This window comes from Virgisporangium aurantiacum, assembly GCF_016863635.1.
Classification (GTDB): Bacteria; Actinomycetota; Actinomycetes; order Mycobacteriales; family Micromonosporaceae; genus Virgisporangium; species Virgisporangium aurantiacum.
The window spans coordinates 1-19014 of the sequence record NZ_BOPG01000062.1; the positions used below are offsets into that span (position 1 = coordinate 1).

The 19014-nt window shown below is 70.6% G+C and carries 19 protein-coding genes and 1 pseudogene; 11 read left to right on the forward strand and 9 right to left on the reverse strand.

What is annotated here, in order from left to right; all coding sequences use genetic code 11:
• Together Vau01_RS42460 and Vau01_RS42465 are read left to right on the forward strand one after the other, a co-directional pair.
• Window positions 1–480 (forward strand): sensor histidine kinase (locus tag Vau01_RS42460; protein WP_373320385.1); only part of this gene is annotated, 480 nt, incomplete at its 5' end.
• 47 nt (window positions 481–527) lie between these two features.
• Window positions 528–1235 (forward strand): response regulator, encoded by a 708-nt coding sequence (locus tag Vau01_RS42465; protein ID WP_204005721.1) that lies wholly within the window; start codon window positions 528–530, stop codon window positions 1233–1235.
• Here Vau01_RS42465 and Vau01_RS42470 read toward each other — a convergent pair.
• From Vau01_RS42470 to Vau01_RS42485, 4 genes are all read right to left on the reverse strand, one after another.
• Window positions 1204–1857, reverse strand: coding sequence for a hypothetical protein (locus Vau01_RS42470; protein WP_204005700.1), 654 nt, complete (start codon window positions 1855–1857; stop codon window positions 1204–1206). The genes Vau01_RS42465 and Vau01_RS42470 overlap by 32 nt on opposite strands.
• On the reverse strand, window positions 1845–2495 hold the full coding sequence (locus Vau01_RS42475) for an ATP-binding cassette domain-containing protein (protein ID WP_204005701.1): 651 nt from the start codon (window positions 2493–2495) through the stop codon (window positions 1845–1847). Before Vau01_RS42475 ends, Vau01_RS42470 begins: the two co-directional genes overlap by 13 nt.
• A gap of 119 nt (window positions 2496–2614) precedes the next feature.
• Window positions 2615–3679, reverse strand: coding sequence for a threonine aldolase family protein (locus Vau01_RS42480; RefSeq protein WP_239152295.1), 1065 nt, complete (start codon window positions 3677–3679; stop codon window positions 2615–2617).
• Window positions 3680–3762: 83 nt separating this feature from the next.
• Entirely contained in the window at window positions 3763–4149 is a 387-nt protein-coding gene (locus Vau01_RS42485; protein WP_204005703.1) for a RidA family protein, read from the reverse strand.
• Window positions 4150–4399: 250 nt separating this feature from the next.
• Between Vau01_RS42485 and Vau01_RS42490 the strand changes: the two genes are divergently transcribed.
• The 5 genes and pseudogenes from Vau01_RS42490 (at window position 4400) to Vau01_RS42510 (ending at window position 8360) form a co-directional block, all read left to right on the forward strand.
• Window positions 4400–5110: a FadR/GntR family transcriptional regulator gene (locus Vau01_RS42490; protein WP_239152296.1), complete on the forward strand. Its 711-nt coding sequence runs from the start codon at window positions 4400–4402 to the stop codon at window positions 5108–5110.
• A gap of 140 nt (window positions 5111–5250) precedes the next feature.
• Window positions 5251–5778 carry a MaoC family dehydratase gene (locus Vau01_RS42495; RefSeq protein ID WP_204005706.1) on the forward strand — a complete coding sequence of 176 codons (528 nt, stop codon included), beginning with the start codon at window positions 5251–5253 and terminating at the stop codon, window positions 5776–5778.
• A 107-nt stretch (window positions 5779–5885) separates the two neighbouring features.
• Window positions 5886–6516 (forward strand): annotated as a pseudogene (locus tag Vau01_RS65420) (CoA transferase).
• A 38-nt stretch (window positions 6517–6554) separates the two neighbouring features.
• Complete coding sequence (locus Vau01_RS42505; protein ID WP_204005708.1) at window positions 6555–7712, forward strand: acyl-CoA dehydrogenase family protein; 1158 nt, start codon at window positions 6555–6557, stop codon at window positions 7710–7712.
• 63 nt (window positions 7713–7775) lie between these two features.
• Window positions 7776–8360: a CHAP domain-containing protein gene (locus Vau01_RS42510; RefSeq protein WP_204005710.1), complete on the forward strand. Its 585-nt coding sequence runs from the start codon at window positions 7776–7778 to the stop codon at window positions 8358–8360.
• Between the two features lie 5 nt (window positions 8361–8365).
• Here the strand turns inward: Vau01_RS42510 and Vau01_RS42515 are convergent, their stop codons facing one another.
• Window positions 8366–8854, reverse strand: a complete 489-nt coding sequence (locus Vau01_RS42515; RefSeq protein WP_204005712.1) for a hypothetical protein — start codon at window positions 8852–8854, stop codon at window positions 8366–8368.
• Between the two features lie 111 nt (window positions 8855–8965).
• On the opposite strand from Vau01_RS42515, the gene Vau01_RS42520 reads away from it, so the two are divergent.
• Both Vau01_RS42520 and Vau01_RS42525 read left to right on the forward strand, forming a co-directional pair.
• Window positions 8966–10243, forward strand: a complete 1278-nt coding sequence (locus Vau01_RS42520; protein ID WP_373320386.1) for an NAD(P)/FAD-dependent oxidoreductase — start codon at window positions 8966–8968, stop codon at window positions 10241–10243.
• Between the two features lie 57 nt (window positions 10244–10300).
• A complete protein-coding gene (locus Vau01_RS42525; RefSeq protein ID WP_204005715.1) occupies window positions 10301–12682 on the forward strand; it encodes a DUF4132 domain-containing protein in 2382 nt (793 codons plus the stop codon).
• 7 nt (window positions 12683–12689) lie between these two features.
• Here Vau01_RS42525 and Vau01_RS42530 read toward each other — a convergent pair whose 3' ends face one another.
• Window positions 12690–13496, reverse strand: a complete 807-nt coding sequence (locus Vau01_RS42530) for an SAM-dependent methyltransferase (RefSeq protein ID WP_204005716.1) — start codon at window positions 13494–13496, stop codon at window positions 12690–12692.
• Window positions 13497–13559: 63 nt separating this feature from the next.
• On the opposite strand from Vau01_RS42530, the gene Vau01_RS64810 reads away from it, so the two are divergent.
• Together Vau01_RS64810 and Vau01_RS42535 are read left to right on the forward strand one after the other, a co-directional pair.
• A complete protein-coding gene (locus tag Vau01_RS64810) occupies window positions 13560–13685 on the forward strand; it encodes a hypothetical protein (RefSeq protein ID WP_275424006.1) in 126 nt (41 codons plus the stop codon).
• Window positions 13686–13692: 7 nt separating this feature from the next.
• Window positions 13693–15138 (forward strand): beta-N-acetylhexosaminidase, encoded by a 1446-nt coding sequence (locus Vau01_RS42535; RefSeq protein WP_204005717.1) that lies wholly within the window; start codon window positions 13693–13695, stop codon window positions 15136–15138.
• Here Vau01_RS42535 and Vau01_RS42540 read toward each other — a convergent pair.
• The 3 genes from Vau01_RS42540 to Vau01_RS42550 are packed head-to-tail and all read right to left on the reverse strand — an operon-like array spanning window position 15098 to window position 18785.
• On the reverse strand, window positions 15098–16054 hold the full coding sequence (locus tag Vau01_RS42540) for a serine hydrolase domain-containing protein (protein WP_204005718.1): 957 nt from the start codon (window positions 16052–16054) through the stop codon (window positions 15098–15100). The genes Vau01_RS42535 and Vau01_RS42540 overlap by 41 nt on opposite strands.
• Before the next feature lie 34 nt (window positions 16055–16088).
• Window positions 16089–17714: a hypothetical protein gene (locus Vau01_RS42545; RefSeq protein WP_204005719.1), complete on the reverse strand. Its 1626-nt coding sequence runs from the start codon at window positions 17712–17714 to the stop codon at window positions 16089–16091.
• Window positions 17715–17732: 18 nt separating this feature from the next.
• Window positions 17733–18785, reverse strand: a complete 1053-nt coding sequence (locus tag Vau01_RS42550) for a glycoside hydrolase family 43 protein (RefSeq protein WP_204005720.1) — start codon at window positions 18783–18785, stop codon at window positions 17733–17735.
• Between the last annotated feature and the right edge of the window lie 229 nt (window positions 18786–19014).

Genomic DNA, 19014 nt, shown 5'->3' on the forward strand with positions numbered 1-19014 from the left:
TCCGGCGGGTCGGGCGTCCCTCGCGGGCCGGGCGGGTCGACAGGCCCGACCCTGGCCGACCCGGCTCCCGAAAGCCTGGCGCCCGCACCCGGCCTGGCCGACCTCGACCGCCTTGCCGAGCAGGCCGAGCAGGCCGGCCTCCGCGTGACCACCTGGCTCGACGGCGTCCACGAACTGCCGGAGGCACTGGGCCTGACCGTGTACCGCATCGTCCAGGAGGCCCTGACCAACGCGGCGAAGTACGCCGCACCGGCCGCGTGCCGGATCACCGTTCGGGCGGCTGACGGGGAGGTCGCAGTGGAGGTTCTCGACGACGGTCGCGGTCCCGGTCGCGCCCTCGGCGGAAAGATCACGCCCGGCTACGGTCTGATCGGCATGCGCGAGCGGGTCGCCCTGTTCGGCGGCACCCTGACCACCGACCGCCTCCCGACGGGCGGATTCCGGGTCGCCGCCCAGCTCCCGTACGGAGCCGTCCGGTGAACCCGTCCGCGGCCGGTCTGCCGTCGACCCCGCCGTCCGCCCAGCCGGTGGCCGTCGCCCCGGCGCCGACGCGGGTGCTCGTCGCCGATGACCAGGCCCTGCTGCGGGGAAGCTTCCGCGTGCTGATCGAGAGCGACCCGGGCCTCACCGTCGTCGGCGAAGCCGACACGGGCCGCGCGACCGTGGAGCTGGCCCGCACCACCCGGCCCGACGTGGTGCTGATGGACGTGCGCATGCCCGACCTCGACGGCATCGAGGCAACCCGGCAGATCTGCGCCGCCCCGGAAACGGCCGGCGTCCGGGTGCTCATGCTGACCATGTTCGACCTCGACTCCCACGTGTACGCGGCGCTGCGCGCGGGCGCGAGCGGGTTCCTGCTCAAGGACACGCCGCCGACCGACCTGCTCACCGCGATACGCGTGGTGGCGGCCGGCGAGGCGTTGCTCGCGCCGACGGTGACCCGCCGCCTCGTCGACGAGTTCGTTCGCAATCACCAACCCTCCCTGGTGAGCGGGCCGGAACTCGGCGCCCGGTTGGCCGGGATCACCGACCGCGAGTGCGAGGTTCTGGTGCTGGTCGCCCGTGGTCTGTCGAACCCGGAGATCGCCGAGCGGTTGAAGGTCAGCCTGGCGACGGTGAAGTCGCACGTGCGGCACCTGCTCACCAAGCTCGACGCCCGCGACCGTACGCAACTGGTCATCGCGGCGTACGAGGGCGGCCTGATCAGGAGCGGCGCCGAGACACCGTCAGCGTGACCACGAAGCCGACCGCCAGCAGGGCCACGGCGGCGCCCGCGTACCCGGCGAGCGGAGCGAGCATCCGGCCCGGGTCCTCGTCGCGGCCGAGCAGGCGCACCACCGGGCCCACGGGCGGCAGCGCGGCGACGACGACCGTACCGGTGAGTCCGAGGGCCAGGACGACGGCGTACCCGGCGCGCGGGACCACCGGCCGCGAGCAGAGCAGCCCGCACGCGATACCGGTGACACCGCACGTCACCTGCGCCAGCGCTCCCACCACGACCGCGTCGGCCGTCACGTCGTGCTCGCCGCTGAACACCGGGTACACCAGCCCGACCACGCTCAACAGTCCACACAGGACGGACGCGGCGAGCGCGTCGGCGAGGAGCACCCGCCGGTCATTGCCGGCCGCCACGGTGGTGACCGCCCGCTGCGTGGGGCTCTGCGCGTTGACGACCGCGACGGTCAGCCAGACGAGGCAGGCGAACAGGGTCAGCGCGCAGGCGGCGTACGTGCCGACGAGCGGCCCGAGGTCGTTGGTGGTCAGGACGACGACCGCCGCGGTGTAGAGCAGCAGCGGCGGAACGTAGGTCTGGCCGCGACCGAGGAGGCACAACACGTACCAGGTCAACGCGCCCATCGGTGCCCTCCCGGGTGGATCCGGCCGTCGGCGATCTCGAGGACGGCGGTGGCCGTGGCGGCGACGAGTTCCGTCCGGTGCTCGGTGAACAGGACCGCACCGCCGGCAGCGGCGACGCCGGCGATCAGGTCGCCGAGCACCCGGCCGGCCGCGGTGTCGAGCCCGGCCCAGGGTTCGTCGAGCAACAGCAGCCGGGGCGGAACCAACAGCGCCTGCGCCAGGGCAACCTTCTGCGTGTTGCCCTTCGACAACGTGCGCAACGCCGACCGGCCGCCGCCGACGAGCGCCAGCCGCTCCAGCAACCGGGCCGCCTGCCGTTGAGCGGTGCTCCCGCCGAGCCCCCGGATCCGCCCGAGATGGGTCAGGTAGCCGAGTGCCGACATGTGCTGATGCGCCGCGAACCGGTCGGGCACGTAGCCGATCGGTCGCGGACCTCCCGTGACCCGGCCGGTGCTGGGCCGGGAGAGGCCGGCGGCGATCCGCAGCAGCGTCGACTTGCCGGCGCCGTTGCCGCCGAGCACCGCGACCACCTCGCCGGGACGGACAGCGAGATGCACGTCGCGCAGGATCGGCCGGGACCGCCGGTACCACTTGGCGACACCTCGCAGTTCCACGACGGGCGGTGGGACCACGGTCACCGTGGCGGGCTTCGCTCGAATGTGTGCGTCATGCCCGACACGATGCCGGCGCGCGTGACGGCACGCATCGACCCCAGGACTGTCATCCCCTGGGTGGATTCGCTCCCCGGCGCGCGGGGTTACCGTGGTCGCGATTCCGGCAGTAGACGGTGAACGAGGCCGACGACCTCCTTCGGGCTGAACTCCATCGCGTTCTCACCGACGCTGATTTCGAAGCTGCACCGGAGGGGATCGGGCGCCGACCGAAGGTAGCCGAACACCTGGATGCCGCTCTCGGCGAGCAGACCGGCGGCGGCACGCTCCACATCGGACGGTGCCGCGGGTAGATGGACGTGGAACATCGGCGTGGGCGGCGGATCGGGCCACGCGTGAGCCACGCCGTCCGCGTTGATGGCGGCGGCGATCGCCACGGCGTGGTCGCGGAACGCAGGCATCCGCGGCAGCAGGGTGTCGAGACCGGCGAGCGCGGCGAGGGCGAGCGGCCACGCGTCCGGTATCGACCCGCCCAGTCGTGATCGCCAGACGGCGGCCTCGGCGATCGTGACCTGATCGGCGGCCAGCACCGCGCCGCGGATTCCCTGTAGGCCTTTGTAGAGGGAGACGTAGATCGTGTCGAACAGTCCCGCTATCTCCGCGTGGGGACGGCCGTACCCGGTCTGTGCCTCCCACAGCCGGGCGCCGTCCAGATGCGCGGCCGCGCCCCGGTCCCGAACGGCCGACACCTGGGCGCAGAGGTCGTCCCAGTCCGGCAGCTGGCCGCCGATGTCGCGCTGCGGCAGCTCCCACACCACCGCGGCGAGCGGCTCGGCAACCGCCGCGAGATCGTCGCCGGTCATGAGCCGGTGCCGGTCACCGGCAGGGTGGAACCGCAGCCCGTGCACCACCTGGTAACCCAGCTTCTCCCACACCTGGAGGTGGGTCTGCGGGTGCGCGGCGAACGCCCGCCGGCCGCGGCGCTCCGCGTGGATGCGCAGCGCCACCTGCTGCGCCATCGTGCCGCTCGGGAAGAACAGGGCGGCTTCCGTGCCCAGCAGGGCGGCGATGCGGCGCTCCAGCACCGCGACCGGGCCGTCGGGGCCGTCGGCGGGGGTGTCGGCGTCGACCAGGTCGAGCATGTGCGTCAGGACGTCGTGCGGCTTCCGTCGCAGCGGCGCGTGCAGGAACAGCGACCGTCGGATGGTCACGGCGGCACTCCCGGGGAGGTTCGATGCCCGCACCTTGTTGCGAACGGTTCGCAATAGCGTATCCGGTGGAGGCAGCGCCATGGCTAGGCGGCGGCGATGACCTCGATCTCCACCAGCCAGTCGCTGACCAGCGTTTCGGCGACGATCGCCGTGGTCGGCACCGCCCGGCCGCCGAGCGCCTTGACCCGGGCGGCGGCGTTGGCCTCGGCGAAGGAGGCGTCACGGAGGTAGCTGGTGAGCCGTACGACGTTGTCGACGGTCATGCCCGCCGAGGCGAGGATGGTGCGGATGTTCGCCCAGATCAGGTCCAACTGGTCGGCGAGCGTCGCGCCGGGCGTGCCGGTCGCGTCGAGGCCCATGGTGCCGGCCACGAACAGCAGGCGTTCCGCGCCCCGGACCTCCATCGCGTGCACGTAGTCGTCGGTGGCCGGGTACACGCCGTCGACCGGACTGTGGGGAGTGAGCTGCATGTGATCACCCTATGTGGCCGGCCACCGGGGCAGAACCGGTTAACGGGGAGTGGTGATCGTCCACAGTGGACGAAACGCCGGTCGCACGAAGAAAGCGGCGCCGCACGGGATCCGCACGTGTTCAGACACCGGAAGGACCGCCATGATCGCGGCTCGGGCTCGCTACCGAGAGTGCGGCCGGTTCGGCGGATGCCCTACGGTGGGTGTTCGCAACGGAAGGCACCGGCCAAGAAGGAGCTCCGACGTGACCATGGCCAAGGAACTGGGTGTCACCCGGGTACGTCCGGCCTACCAGCAGGTGGCCGACCAGCTCCGCGACCGGATCCTCGACGGATCGCTGACGTCCGGCGACCGGTTGCCCACGGAGATCGAGCTGTCGGAGATCTTCGGGGTCAGCCGCAGCACCGTGCGGGAGGCGCTGCGGGTGCTCGCGTCGAAGGACCTGATCCGCACCACGCGTGGCACCACCGGCGGCACGTTCGTGGCCCGGGTGCAGTCCAACCAGGTCAGCGACTACCTGGAGATGAGTCTCGGCCTGATGTCCGGCGCCAAGGACATCTCGCTCGACGACCTGCTGGAGGCCCGCGAGTGCCTGGAGGTGCCGGCGGCCGGTTACGCGGCGCTGCGTCGGGAGGAGCGGCACGTCGTGGAGATGCGTCAGGCGGTGGAACGGGAGAAGCAGGCCCGGTTGCGCGGCACCAGGTTCCAGGAGCAGCGTGCGTTCCATGGCGTCCTGGTCGACGCGACCGGCAACCAGCTGCTCGGCATCATGATCGAGCCGGTGTTCCGGGTGCTCCAGGCCCGTACTGCCGAGCACGACATGCCGGCCGAGTACTGGTCCCGGATCGACCACGAACACACGCAGATCTGCTCGTTCATCGAGGCCGGGCAGGTGGAGGGCGCGCAGAACGCGATGCGGAAGCACCTGGCGACGGTGCGGCAGGCGTACGAGCAGATCTGACCGCGGGCCGATTGAACTCCGGGCGTCGTCGCGGCAACGCGGACTTAAGATCAGAGTTTTCGGTCGCGTTGTGGAACAACGCATTCACCGTCGGTGGAACATCGATACAAAAAATGTCGGACAAAGAAGGGGACGGGTCGATGGGGCTGAAGCGGGGCTGGACCGGGCGGTTCTTCGAGGACTTCGAGATCGGGGACGTCTACCGGCACCCGCTGGGGCGCACCATCTCCGAGGCCGACAACACCTGGTTCGCGCTGCTGACGATGAACACCAACCAGATGCACTTCAACGCCGAGTACGCCGCCCGGTCGGAGTTCGGGAAGCCGCTGGTGGTGTCGACGCTGACGCTGGCGATCGCGGTCGGCCAGAGCGTCACCGACCTCACCCAGAACGCGTTCGCGAACCTCGGCTGGGACGACATCAAGCTGCCGCACCCGGTGTTCGCCGGTGACACGCTGTACAGCGAGTCGCTGGTGCTGGAGAAGCGGGAATCGGGGACGCGTCCGCATGCGGGCATCGTCACGGTCCGCACCCGCGCGCTGAACCAGGACGCCACGGAGGTGTGCTCGTTCAAGCGCACGTTCTACGTCTACAAGACGGGTGCCGAGCAGGTCGAGGGCATCTTCCCGGAGGCACAGGTTCCGATGTCCCCGGAGGCGGACGAATGAAACCGCTCGCGGACCTCCGGATCGCCGCCGTCGAGCAGGTGATCAAGGTCGAGGACCCACGGGTCGGCGGCGACGTCGGCCGTTACGTGCAGGGCCTGGCCGGGTGGATGGACCTCACCGGCGGGCCCGCGGGACCGCCCACGAAGTCGGGTCTGTCCATGGTGGACTACTCCGGTGGGTTCGTCGCCGCGTTGTCGCTGCTCGCGGGGTGCACGCCGCCCGTCGGGACGGCGTCGGCATGGACTGCGACGTCGGCCTCTACGACACGGCCGTGTCGATGCTCACCGACGTCGCGACGTGGCACCTGAACGCCGGCTTCGAACCGGCGCGCACGCGGCACTCCGCGCAGCCGTCGTTGGTGCCGTTCCAGGTGTTCGAGGCCAGGGACGGCTGGCTGGTCGTCGGCGTGGCCAAGGAGAAGTTCTGGACGCGGGTGATCGGGCGTCCACAGTGGAGCATACGTTCACGGGGCGACGCGAGCGGGCAGGGCCGTTGCCCGCCGAACTCGCCGAGATCTTCCGGCAGCGCACCGTCGACGAGTGGCTGCGCGAGCTGTACGCGGCGTCCATCCCGTGCGGACCGGTCAACGACGTCGCGGCGGCGCTGGCCGACGGGCACACCGCGGCCCGCGGCCTCGTCGTCACCACCGAACACCCGCGCTACGCGCACGCTGCGCCAGTTGGCGTCGCCGGTGCGGGCCGCGGTCGACGCGTTGCGCGCGGCCGGTGCGTTCGGTGACAGACCACCCGACGCGCGCACGACCTGAGGAGGCGTCCATGGACTTCGCTTTCACCGACGAGCAGCGCGAGTTCCGGTCGTTGCTCCGGTCCTTCGTGGACCGGGAGATCATCCCCGTCGCCCGTGAGTGGGAGCGGGAGGGCCGGTATCCGGCCGAGATCGTCGCCGGGATGGCCGACATGGGCCTGTTCGGCATCACGGTCCCGGAGGAGTACGGCGGGCTCGACCTCGACCCGGTGTCGTTCGCGGTGGTGTTCGAGGAGATCGCGCGCGGCTGGATGGGCGTCGCCGGAATTCTCGGCAGCCACTCGCTCGCGTGCCGGATGATCGCGACGCACGGTACCGACCAGCAGAAGCGCGACTATCTGCCCGACCTTTCCACCGGCCGGCGCCGCACCGGCATCGCGCTCACCGAACCCGAGGCCGGCACCGACCTGCAGGGGATCCGGACGACCGCGCGGCTCGACGGCGACCACTACGTCGTCAACGGCACCAAGATGTGGATCACCAACGCCCGGTACGCCGATCCGTTGCCGGTGCTCGTGAAGACCGACCCGACCGCGAAGCCGGCGCACACAGGCATGAGCATCCTGCTGATCGAGCAGTCGCTGCCCGGGTTCACCGTCTCCCGCGACATCCCGAAGCTGGGGTACAAGGGCACCGAGTCGTGCGAGGTCGTGCTCGACGGCGTGCGGGTCCCGAGGGACCGGTTGCTCGGCGGCGTCGAGGGATCCGGGCTCAAGCAGGCGCTGTCGGCGCTGGAGTGGGGACGGGTCAACATCGCCGCGCGCTCGGTCGGCATCGCCCAGCGGGCGCACGAACTGGCGCTGGAGTACGCCAAGCAGCGGAAGGCGTTCGGGCAGCCGATCGCGGAGTTCCAGGCGATCCAGCTCAAGCTCGCGACGCTTGCGACCAACCTGCAGGCGGCCCGCCTGATGACGTACTGGTCGGCCGACGCCGTTCGCCACGGCCGGGCCGACGCGCAGACCGGCATGGCGAAGATCTTCTGCTCGGAGATCGCCCTGGAGGCGGCGATCGACGCGATGAAGGTGCACGGCGGCTACGGATACTCCACCGAGTTCGAGGTCGAGCGGCTGTACCGGGACTCGATCCTGATGAGCATCGGCGAGGGCACCAACGACATCCTGCGCACGGTCGTCGCGAAGGCCCTGGTTCGCGGGGACGTGACGATGTGACCGGCGCGGCGAATCAACATATTCCTAACATTCGAGCGGCTGTTCTCGGCGAAGAATCGACACATGGGATTCGTATTTCGTCGTCTGCTGGTGGTTGTGGGGTTGGCCGCGTGCGCGGTGCTCGTGGCGCCGGGCGGAGCCGCGGTGGCGGCGTCGCCGGTGCACGACGCGGCGCGCCTCATCGCCTACCAGCAACTGCTCGACACATCACGAAACGTGGAGGTGCCATCGGGATCCAACTGCAACTTCTACGCGGGGTACTGGGGAACCGGTGCCGGGTGCGCCAACGGCTGGCGGTCGGAGGCGTGGTGCGCCGACTTCGCGAAGTACGTGTGGCGGATGGCCGGCGCCAACGTCAGCGGGTTGAACGCGTCCACCGAGAGCTTCCGCACCTACGGCATCCGGCACGGCACGTGGCATCCGACGCTGGCCGGAATCCGGCCGGGTGCGGTGGCCGTCTTCGACGACGACGGTGACCCCACCTCGACCTACCACGTGGGCGTGATCGTGGAGGTCGGTGCGTCGGGCGTCCAGATCATCTCGGGCAACGTCGGTGACCGGATCGCCAAGCACGACATCAACCAGGGCGGGTTCAACGGCGACTTCATCGGCTACGTCTCCCCGGTGGCGCCGGCCGCACCCAGGTAGCCGGCTCAGTCGTCGGCGGGTTTCGGGATCATCGCCACCGACCAGGCCACCTGGACGCTCAGCAGCACCAGCACGCTGAACAGGATCGCCTCGGTCTGCAGACCGGTCAGCTTGTCGGAGACCACTTCGTGGACGCCCGGAACGGCCGCGACCAGCGTCACCAGGAGATAGAGCGGCAGGCCGGCGCCGAGCATGAAGGTGGCCGCGCCCCGCGACGACGCCTTCCGCAGCACCGGCACCACCAGCAGCACGCCGGCGGCGCCGGCCAGGCCGGCCAGCGTGAACGTGATCCGCCAGATGGTGGTGACCGTCGGTGCCACCTGGGAGATGAGCGACGCGGTGCCGGGCACCATGAACTGCAGCGCCACCACGTAGGCCATCCGTCGTGCGGCGGCGTCGCGCATGTCGACCTTGTCCTGGACCGCGACCCACCACAGGCCGAGCAGAGTGAAGTTCACGCCGGCGACGACGGCGTAGAACGCGGCGATGTCCATGGTTGTCCCATCCCGACGGTGTGATGCCGCGCGCATTCTGCCATGTACTTGTCACGGGCCATCGGCGTGTGGCGTCCTTGACACATGACAGATCGGCATCGAGTGGTCATCGTGGGATCGGGCTTCGGCGGGCTCTTCGCGGCCAAGGCGCTCCGGGGGGCAAAAGCCGATGTGACGCTCATCAGCGGCACCACCTACCACCTGTTCGAGCCGCTGCTGTACCAGGTGGCGTCCGGCATCCTCTCGGAGGGTGAGGTGGCGCCGCCGATCCGGGAGATCCTCAAGGGGCGGCGCGACCTCGACGTGCGGCTCGGCTGGGTCACCGACGTCGACGCGAAAGCGAAGACGGTGCTGGTCAGCAGCCCCGACGGGCGAGACCGTACGGTGCCGTACGACTCGCTGATCGTGGCCGCGGGCGCGCAGAACTCCTACTTCGGCAACGAGCATTTCGCCGAGCACGCGCCGTCGCTGAAGAACATCGACGACGCGCTGGAACTGCGCAGCCGCATCTTCCACGCGTTCGAGATGGCCGACCTGGAGGAGGACGCGGAGGCGCGGCGCCGCTGGCTCACGTTCGTGCTCATCGGGGCCGGTCCGACCGGCGTCGAGATGGCCGGGCAGATCGCCGAACTGGCGCACCGCGCGCTGAGGGGCCAGTACCGGCACGCCGACCTGAGCCAGGCGCAGATCATCCTCATCGACGCGGTCGACCGGGTGCTGCCGGCGTTCGACCCGTCACTGTCGGCGAAGGCGCGCAAGCAGCTGACGAAGATGGGCGTCGACGTGCGACTGAACACGCGCGTGGTGGACGTCGACGCGACCGGGGTCGAGGTCAAGACGGCCGAGGGCGGGGAGCGCATCGAGGCGAACACGAAGATCTGGGCGGCCGGGGTGGCGGCGCCGACGCTGGCGACGCGGATCGCGGCGTCCACCGGCGTGGAGACCGACCGGGCCGGCCGGATCCGCGTCGGCCCCGACCTCACCGTGCCGGGGTATCCGGAGATCTTCGTGGTCGGCGACATGGCCGCCTCCGACCTTCCCGGCGTGGCGCAGGTCGCGATGCAGGGCGGGCGCTACGCGGCGAAGACCGTCAAGCGACGCCTGGCCGGCAAGCCGGAGGGCAAGCCCTTCAAGTACTTCGACAAGGGCAACATGGCGACGATCAGCCGCTTCCACGCCGTGGCCGACCTGGGCAAGCTGCACTTCGGCGGCATTCTCGGCTGGCTGCTGTGGCTGGTGATCCACCTGTTCTACCTGATCGGCTTCAAGAACAAGGTGACCACGCTGATGCACTGGACGGTGAGCTTCCTCGGCCGTGGCCGGTCCGAGCGCATCTCGACCGTGCAGCAGATCAACGCCCGCACCGCGTTGAACCGCCTGGACCGCTGAAACTGTCGTAGCCGTGCGGCATCATCTCCCCCGTCGACACCGACGGGGGAGGGTCGCATGTCGAGCTGGATTCAGCTGTTGCCGCCGCTGAGTGAGGCGGTTCGCGAGGAGTACGAGCGGCTGGTCGCCGACGCCGGCGAGGCGGCCGGGCGGGCACTGGCCGCGGTGCGGTACCGGCCCGACGAAACCGACGTCAAGCGCGTCACGAAGGTCTGGTCCCGGGAGAAACGCCGGTTGGCCGCGCTGCGGCTGCACGCCGACGCGGTACGCACCGGGTCGGAGTGGGCCCGGCCGCACGGTCGGGCGATCGACCTGCTCGCCCGGCACGGCGCCGCCTGGAACCGGGCCGACCTGGTGTGGAGCCTGCACCTGCTGGCCGCGAGCGAGGCCCGCCACGACGACGCGTCGGTGTGGCAGTTGCCCGCGGCGGCCGCGTCCCGGCTCGACGGCGGGTCACTCCGTGGCCTCCGCGAGGTGCTGTCGGGGGCACTGTCGGAGCTCACGGTGAGCGGGGTCGAGCCGAACGACCGCCGGGACCTCGGCGACCGGATCGGCGAGGGCCTGGGCCGGCTCGTCGTCAGCCCGGTGCCGTGGCACCTGCTGCACGCCGGCGACGCGTTCGGGCCCGCCGCCCGGGAAGACCTCGCCGAGGTGCTCGCCGCTCCGGGCGTCCCGGAGCTTCTGCTGCATGCGGCGTCGCTGACGCGGCCCGTGCCGCCCGCGAAGTGGTCCGCGGCCGCGGAGCCGCTGTTCGCGTCGGCCGGTGACGCCGCCCGGGCGGTCCTGCGGCGGTTCGTCGCGTACGGCGGCTACGTGCACCAGGACACCGACGGGCTGCTGCGCGGGCTGGTGTGCGCGCTGGACCGCGACCCGTCCGACGCGGCGACGGCGCTGATCGGCGAGGTGGCGCAGGCGGCGGGCGACGCCGACCGGGCGTCGCGGGGCTATCCGTACGCGCCGAAGACCGCCGCCGCGGCGGTGGAGATCCTGGCCGGCCGGGGTGGCGACGGTCCGGTGCGGGTGCTCGGCCGGTTGTCGCTCGGCGTGAAGAACAAGGCGCTGCTCACGCGCGTCCACGCGGGGCTCGCCCGGCTCGGGGCGCTGCGTGGCTGGCAGCCCGGCGAGGTGCTGGAACTGGCCGTCGACGACCACGGCCTCGACCGCGACGGGCGCCGCACGTGGGAGATCGACGGGTACACGGCCGTGGTCGAGGTCGGCGACGGCAGGGCGGCGCTGCGGTTCGAGAAGGACGGGCGGTCGCTCAAGGGGGTGCCGGCGGCGGTGCGGCCGGCACCGCTGCTCGCCAAGGTCAAGGCGGTGGTCAAGGAGATCGGCGGCACGCTGGCCGCGGAGCGCGCGCGGGTGGAGGCGCTGCTGTCGGCCGACCGGGACTGGGACTTCGCCGACTGGGTGACCCGCTACCTGGAGCACCCGGTCACGGGGGTGTTCGGCCGACGCCTGATCTGGCAGGTCGACGGGGTCGGCGGCATACCCGTCCGGGGCGGGGCGGGATGGACGCTGGCCGAGCGTGACGCGGGCCGGGTGCGGCTGTGGCATCCGGTGCTGGCTCCCGTCGACGAGGTCGTCGGGTGGCGTGACCACGTGACCGCGGCCGGCCTGCGCCAGCCGTTCAAGCAGGCGTTCCGGGAGATCTACCTGCTCACGCCGGCCGAGCGGCAGACCGACGTGTACTCCAACCGGTTCGCGGCGCACATCCTGCGCTACCGGCAGGCCAACGCGCTCTTCCGCACCCGCGGCTGGCACGCCGACTACCTCGGCCCCTGGGACGGCGGCTACGAGGGCGAGGCGACGAAGGAGTTCGCGGGCGGCTGGCGGGCGGCGTTCCTCCACGAGATGGCCGGGCAGCCGGTGGCGCCGCACTACACGGTCGAGCACTGCGTCACCGACCAGGTGCGGTTCGCCCGTCGCGACGGGGCGGTCTGGGACCGGGCAGCGCTGGCCGAGGTGCCGCCGCGGGTGTTCAGCGAGGCGATGCGCGACGTCGACCTGTTCGTCGGCGTCACCTCGATCGGCACCGACGACGCGTGGGTCGACCGCGGCGACCACCGCTTCTTCCCCTACTGGGCGGAGGCCAGTGTCGGCGGGCTGACCGCCCGGGCCGAGGTCCGCCGCGACGTGCTGGCCCGCATCCTGCCGAAGCTGGCGATCGGCGACCGGTGCGAGCTGCAGGAGCGGTTCCTGCGTGTACGGGGCACGCTGCGCACGTACCGGATCCACCTGGGCTCCGCCAACATCCTCATGGAGCCCGACGACGCGTACCTGTGCATCGTGCCGGGGCGCGGCACGGGCGAGGTGTGGCTCCCGTTCGACGACGACCCGACGCTGTCGGTGATCCTGTCCAAGGCGATCATGCTCGCCGCCGACGGCGCGATCACCGACCGGGGGATCGTCGACCAGATCCGGTCGGGAGGGCGGTGACGGGGCGTCAGGGCTTGCGGGCCATGCCGCACATGACGTTGAGCGCGGCCGGCAACTCGCCGTCGGGACCGGGCTCGGGGCGCCACAACGGCGTCGACACCACGCCGGGTTCGACCAGGTCGAGTCCGGCGAGGAAGGTTTCCATCTGCGCCGGGGTGCGCAGGTGGTAGTCGGCGCCGGAGTCGTTGGCTACGCGCCGCGCGTCGAGGGTCTCGCTGGTGACGACGCTGTCGTTGATGGTCACGTAACTGCCCGACGGCACGGCGGCCATGAACCGGTCGACGAGGCCCTTCGGATCGTCCTCGTCGGGGACGTTGCCGAGGATGCCGAGCATCATCACCGCGACCGGCCTGGTGAAGTCGAGCGTCTCGCCGGCCGCCGCGATGATGGCGTCCGGGTCACGCACGTCGGCGTCGACGTAGTCGGTGGCGCCCTCGGTGCTGCTCGTCAGCAGGGCGCGGGCGTGCACCAGCACCAGCGGGTCGTTGTCGACGTACACGATCCGCGACTCGGGCGCCGCGGCCTGCGCCACCTCGTGGGTGTTGTCGGCGGTCGGCAGGCCGGTGCCGAGGTCGAGGAACTGCCGGATGCCGGCCTCGGTGACCAGGTACCCGACCGCGCGGGCCAGGAACTCCCGCGAGGCCCGCGCCACCTTGACCACGTCGGGGTACACGTCGCGGACCTGGTCGCCGACCGCCCGGTCGGCGGCGAAGTTGTCCTTGCCGCCCAGCCAGTAGTTCCAGATCCGGGCGCCGTGCGGCACCTCGCTGTTGAGCCGGGTGACGGGATCGGTGCCGGGCTCACTGCCAGTCATGGGAGATCAGCATAGACGTCCGTCGCGGGGATTGTAGGGTGGCCAAGGTCAACCCCGGCGAGCATGAGGTACGACGTGACCGGCATTCCGGCGTTCCCCCTGGACGACCTCGAGCCCCTGCGCGACCCGTCCGGGACGCCGGTCGCCGCCGTACCCACCACCACCCCGCTGCCGCCCGACGAACGGTGAAGAAGCCATGTCCCGCATGCTGACCGTCATTCCCGCCCCGGTCTCCGCCGAGCCCCGACCCGGCGCGGACTTCGACCTCACCGCCGCCACCGCGATCGTCGCCGTCGACGAGGCCGGGCCGGTCGCCGGGTACCTGGCCGAAATCCTCCGCGCCGCCACCGGGTACGCCGTCCCGGTGGTGCCCGACCCGACGCCCGGGTCGATCGAGCTGAGCGTGGGAGGGGGCGAAGATGGTTACCGCCTGGATGTGGACCCGCAGGGCGTAAAGCTCAGTGCCGCCACGGCCGGGGATCTCTTCGCCGGCGTACAGACGCTCCGCCAACTGCTCCCGGCCACCGGTACACAGTGGACTGTCGCGGGTGGACGGATCGTCGACCGGCCGCGCTACGCGTACCGGGGCGTGATGCTCGACGTCTCCCGGCACTTCTTCACCGTCGCCGAGGTGCGGCGGTTCATCGACCTCGTCGCCCAGTACAAGGTGAACCACCTGCACCTGCACCTCACCGACGACCACGGCTGGCGGATCGAGATCCGGCGCTGGCCCCGGCTGACCGAGCACGGCGGCACCACCGCGATGGGCGGCGGACCCGGCGGCTTCTACACCCAGGACCAGTACCGCGAGATCGTCGCGTACGCGGCCAGCCGGTACATCACCGTGGTTCCGGAGATCGACGTGCCCGGCCACACGACGGCCGCGCTCGCGTCGTACGCCGAGCTGACGCGCGACGGCGTCGCCCTGCCGCTGTACACCGGCACCAGCAAGTCCAAGGGGTTCAGCTCGCTGTGCACCGACCGCGAGATCACCTACCGGTTCGTCGACGAGGTGTTCGGTGAGCTCGCGGCGCTGACCCCGGGGCCCTACCTGCACATCGGCACCGACGAGACGCACGCGACGCCCGAGGAGGAATACCTGCGGTTCGTCGAGCGGGTGGTGCCGATGGTCGCCGCGCACGGCAAGACCGTCGTCGGCTGGCAGGAGATGCTCCGGGCCGCCCCGCCGGCGTCGGCGGTGGCGCAGTACTGGGGACGCGGCACCGACGACCGCCTCATCGTCGAGGCGGCCGCCCGCGGCAACCCGGTCATCATGTCGCCGAACAAGCACGCGTACCTCGACATGAAGTACACCCCGGAGACGCCGATCGGCTTCGACTGGGCCGGCCACACCGACGTCGAGAAGTCCTACGGCTGGGACCCGGAGACCCTGATCGACGGGCTACCGAAGGAAGCCGTCATCGGTGTCGAGGGTCCACTGTGGACGGAGACGGTGGAGCGCTTCGACCAGGTCGAGTACATGACGTTCCCCCGGCTGCCCGCGCTCGCCGAGCTCGGCTGGTCGCCCCGGGCCACCCACGACTGGCCCGACTTCCGGCGCCGCCTGGCGGCGCACGGCCCGCGGCTGGCGGCCCAGGGCGTCAACTTCTACCGGTCCGCCCAGGTTCCCTGGGAAGGCTGAGCACCTCGGCCAGCACCGCGTCGGGGACCGCCGACTGGTCGGCCGCGTCGTAGCCACCGGCGGTGACGGCCACGGCGAGGTCGAGGTCCGGCAGCACGAACAACCGTTGCCCGCCGTTGCCCATCGCGGCGACCGTCCGATGTGGACCGGTCGAGGTCAGGTACCACTGGTAGCCGTAGTGCATGGTCGCGCTCATCGGTATGCGAGGCCGTAGCGCCTCGGCGAGCCACGTCGACGGGACCACGCCCAGCCCGTCACCGAGAATCACCTGCCCGATGCGGGCCAGTCCGCGCGGCGTCAACCGCAGCCCCGACGCGGCCGACGGCTCGCCGTCGTCGCCGGCCATCCACTCGAACCGGTCGATGCCGAGCGGCCCGAACAGCGACTCGCGCGCGAAGTCCGGCAACGACATCCCGCTGCCCTTGGCGATGAGCCGCCCCAGCAACGCCGACGCGCCGCCGCAGTACGACCACTCCCGCCCCGGTTCGCCGGTGATCGGCCGGTCGAGCACGAACCGGTACCGGTCCGGGGCGAGTTCCATGGCGATCTCGCTGTTGGCCGGGCTCGTGTACGGCACGCTCTCGTCCCACTCGAACGCGAGCGTCATGGTCAGCACGTGTTCGACGGTGCGCGCGGCCCGGCGCGGGTCGGCGGCGAGGTCCGGGTACTCGGGGAAGTGCCGCAGCAGCGGCTCGTCCGGTGCGGGCGCCTGCCCCCGTTCGAGCGCGATCCCGTACAGCAGCGCCACGACGCTCTTCGTCACCGAACGCACGTCGTGCAACGTCTCCGGCCCGAACTCCACCACGCCGTGCGGCTCGCCCCACGAGAAGTCCGGCCCGGTGCCGTACCACTCGGCGACGACAGCGTCCTTTCGCGCCACCACCACCCCGTGCGGGGCGAGATCAGTCAGGTCCATGGGCGCGACTCTGCACCCTGCCACGGTGGGAGAGTCAACCCAGCACGATCACGCTGTAGTAGTCGAGCCGGTCGACCGTCACCGACAGCCGGCCGTGGCGGCAGGTCGACGCCGGCGTCCGCGATCCCGCGCGGTCGGGGGAGACCAGCGTGACGCGACGCGGGCACGACGGCAGGTCGACGCCCACGGTGACACCGGTCTGCGGCACGATCGCCCGGTTGTAGTTGTGGTTGACGAGATGCACGGTCTTCAGGCGGGTTCCCAGCAGGCTCACCGACACGTTCGGCGTGCCGACCCGCACCGGTTGCGGCGCGGGCACGTTGTCGCGGTAGATGCGCCGGTGGTCCTTGTAGAACTGGCTGTAGGTGGTGAGGAAGTCGAGCATTCCCAACTGTTCCGCGGTCGGGCTGCCGACGGTGTCCTTGAGGTGGAAGGCCGGGAACAGCCCGTTGGCGTACGCCTCGGCGCCGAAGATGCGCCAGTAGTCCTTGCGCTCCTCGAGCGGCAGGTTCAGGTAGTTCGTCATCATGTCGTTGGGCCAGTCGATGAACACCGCCACCGGAACGTCGCCGGCGATCTCGTTGCTGGTCCGCTTCAGATACTGATAGTTGGCCTGCAACGACTTGGCTCCGTTGAGATGGCCGTCGACCACCGGCACGTAGTCGGCGCCGCGGAAGTCGGGCGTCTGCTCGTCGGGGTTCCACGGGTACAGGCCGACGCTGTTGAAGTCGACGTAGGGCCACAATCCGTTGGAGCTGATGAGGATGGGGCGCCGGGCATAGCGGCGCAGTTCGTCCACAATGGACTTCCAGTACCGGCGGAGGTACGTGGCGGTGAACGAGGTGTCGCCGGCGTACATCCGGTTCGCGGTCACCCGTCCCCATTCTTTTGCCAGCGGATTGGCGGCGTTGAGCGGATCGAGGTTCCAGCCGTTGGCGCGGAGATAGGTGCGGTAGTTGAAATTCCGGGCCAGATCGGCCGCGGGCACGTCGGCCCGCGGCAGGTTGTCGGTGGTCATTCCGAAATGTGACGCCCACAGAGCACCCGTGTAATCCGGGTACTTGGCGAGGAGGTACCGGGTGAAGTCGGCGATGGTGTAGTCGTCGAAGCCCTCGTTGCCGTTGAAGCCGTACTTCTGTCCACCGCTGAAGCCGCCGTTGACCTCGTCGAGGTTGATGCCGTCGACGCCGCCGTCGAGCTGGATCTTCGCCCAGCCGAGGAGGTACGCGCGGTACGCGGGGTTGAAGATGTTGCCTCTTCGGGCAGGAATCGGGAACCCGAACTCGTCGTGCGGCACGGGATCGCCGTTGGCGTCGCGCGTCGACATGTCGTCGAAGATCTCGGTGGACGCGAAGTCCTGCGGGAAGATGATGCTCGCGGTGCCGCTGCCCATGAACGCCGTGCCCTGCGCGTGGTACCGCGCGATCTGCCCGAAGTTGTAGTCGCCGGGCTCGTCGCCGCTGGTCGACCACTTGCCGATCGCGCGGACCGTGGTGTCGGGTTTCAACCGGTAGACCTGCGGATCCTCCTGGTCCACATCGGACTGACTGAACCCGTAGACCGTGAAATCCCTGGCGCCTTCGGGCCGGGCCGCCTGCGCGGGATACGCGGGCGTGGCGAGCACCAGCACGATTCCGAACGTTGTCCACCGCCGTCGCATCGTCGCATGATATCGACGTCACTCGAAGAATTTGATACTGAACCCGGTATCAGTATTGGCACCGGGCACGTTGGCACGCCGGTACGTGCTGTTGCCCCACCAGACGAACGTTCCCGTGTACCAGTACCGGTTCTCCCACGTGTACGGGGTACCCTTCGCCACCGCGTGGTACATGAACGGGAACCGCGGCCCGGCCGGCGGGCTGGTGGCGATGTCGCCCCGCAGCAGCACGAACGTGTGGTGGCCGGGGCCGTCGACGTAGAGCGTGGGGTCCCAGCCGGCCATCATCGTGGCCCGGTTCGAGCCGAAGACGCAGCCGTTGGACTTGTACCAGTCCCACACGTACGTCGGGTCGCCGCCGGCCCGCAGCCGCAGGTCGGCGAGGCAGTACTGGGAACTCCAACTGCCGTTGGCCGAGTACACGATGTGCAGCTGACCGTTGGGATCGCGGATCGGCTCGGGACCCTCGTTGATGTACGGGTTGCCGACCACCCGCTCCCAGGACTCCCGCGGCTGGGAGATGACGAAGCGCCCGCCGGTGGTCGTGGTCGGGCTCGACATGCGGGCGAGGTAGATGTTCTGCTCGACGTTGGTGTCGCCGGCCCAGCCCGACCAGACGAACCACCGCTGCCCGTTGAAGACGAACATCGCGCCGTCGATGGCCCACTTGTCGTCGGGCGTCACGATCCGGGTCTCGCTCGTGTATCCGCTGTCCGGCGACGCCGAGCTGATCACGTACATGCGGTGCGCGGCGCCGCGTCCGGCCGAGAAGTAGATGTAGTACCGTCCGCCGTCCTGCGCGATCTCCGGTGCCCACACCTCGCCCAGGTTGCGCGTGTCCGCCCACACCTGCCGCGAGGCGACCGACGCCAGCCCGTCCGGCGACGACGCCTGCCGCACGTGGATCCCGCCACCGGCCGACTGGGCGGAGATGTAGGTGCCGCCCACGCGGATCACGCTGGGATCGGCGGCGCGCAGGCTCGTTCGTCCCATGGTCGAAGCCTCTTGTGCCGCGGCCGGCGCCCCGCCGAGGATGATCACGAGCGCGAGCAGGTAGCGGAAGACCCTCATGGTCACGCTCCTCGGGCGGGCGAACCGTGACAATTAGCGGCTCCCGCGACCGGGACGGCGAGATCGACCGGTCGCGAGAGCGCTCTCTGAGCATTCCCCCTCCAGGCTGATCCGTCAACAATTCGATCCCGATGAATCCCTCCCGCCCCGGCCCGACCGCGCCTCAGGGTGAGTCGATCTTGCAGTTGTGGTGCCTACGAAAGCGCCGCAAAACACCACGATCCCGGCA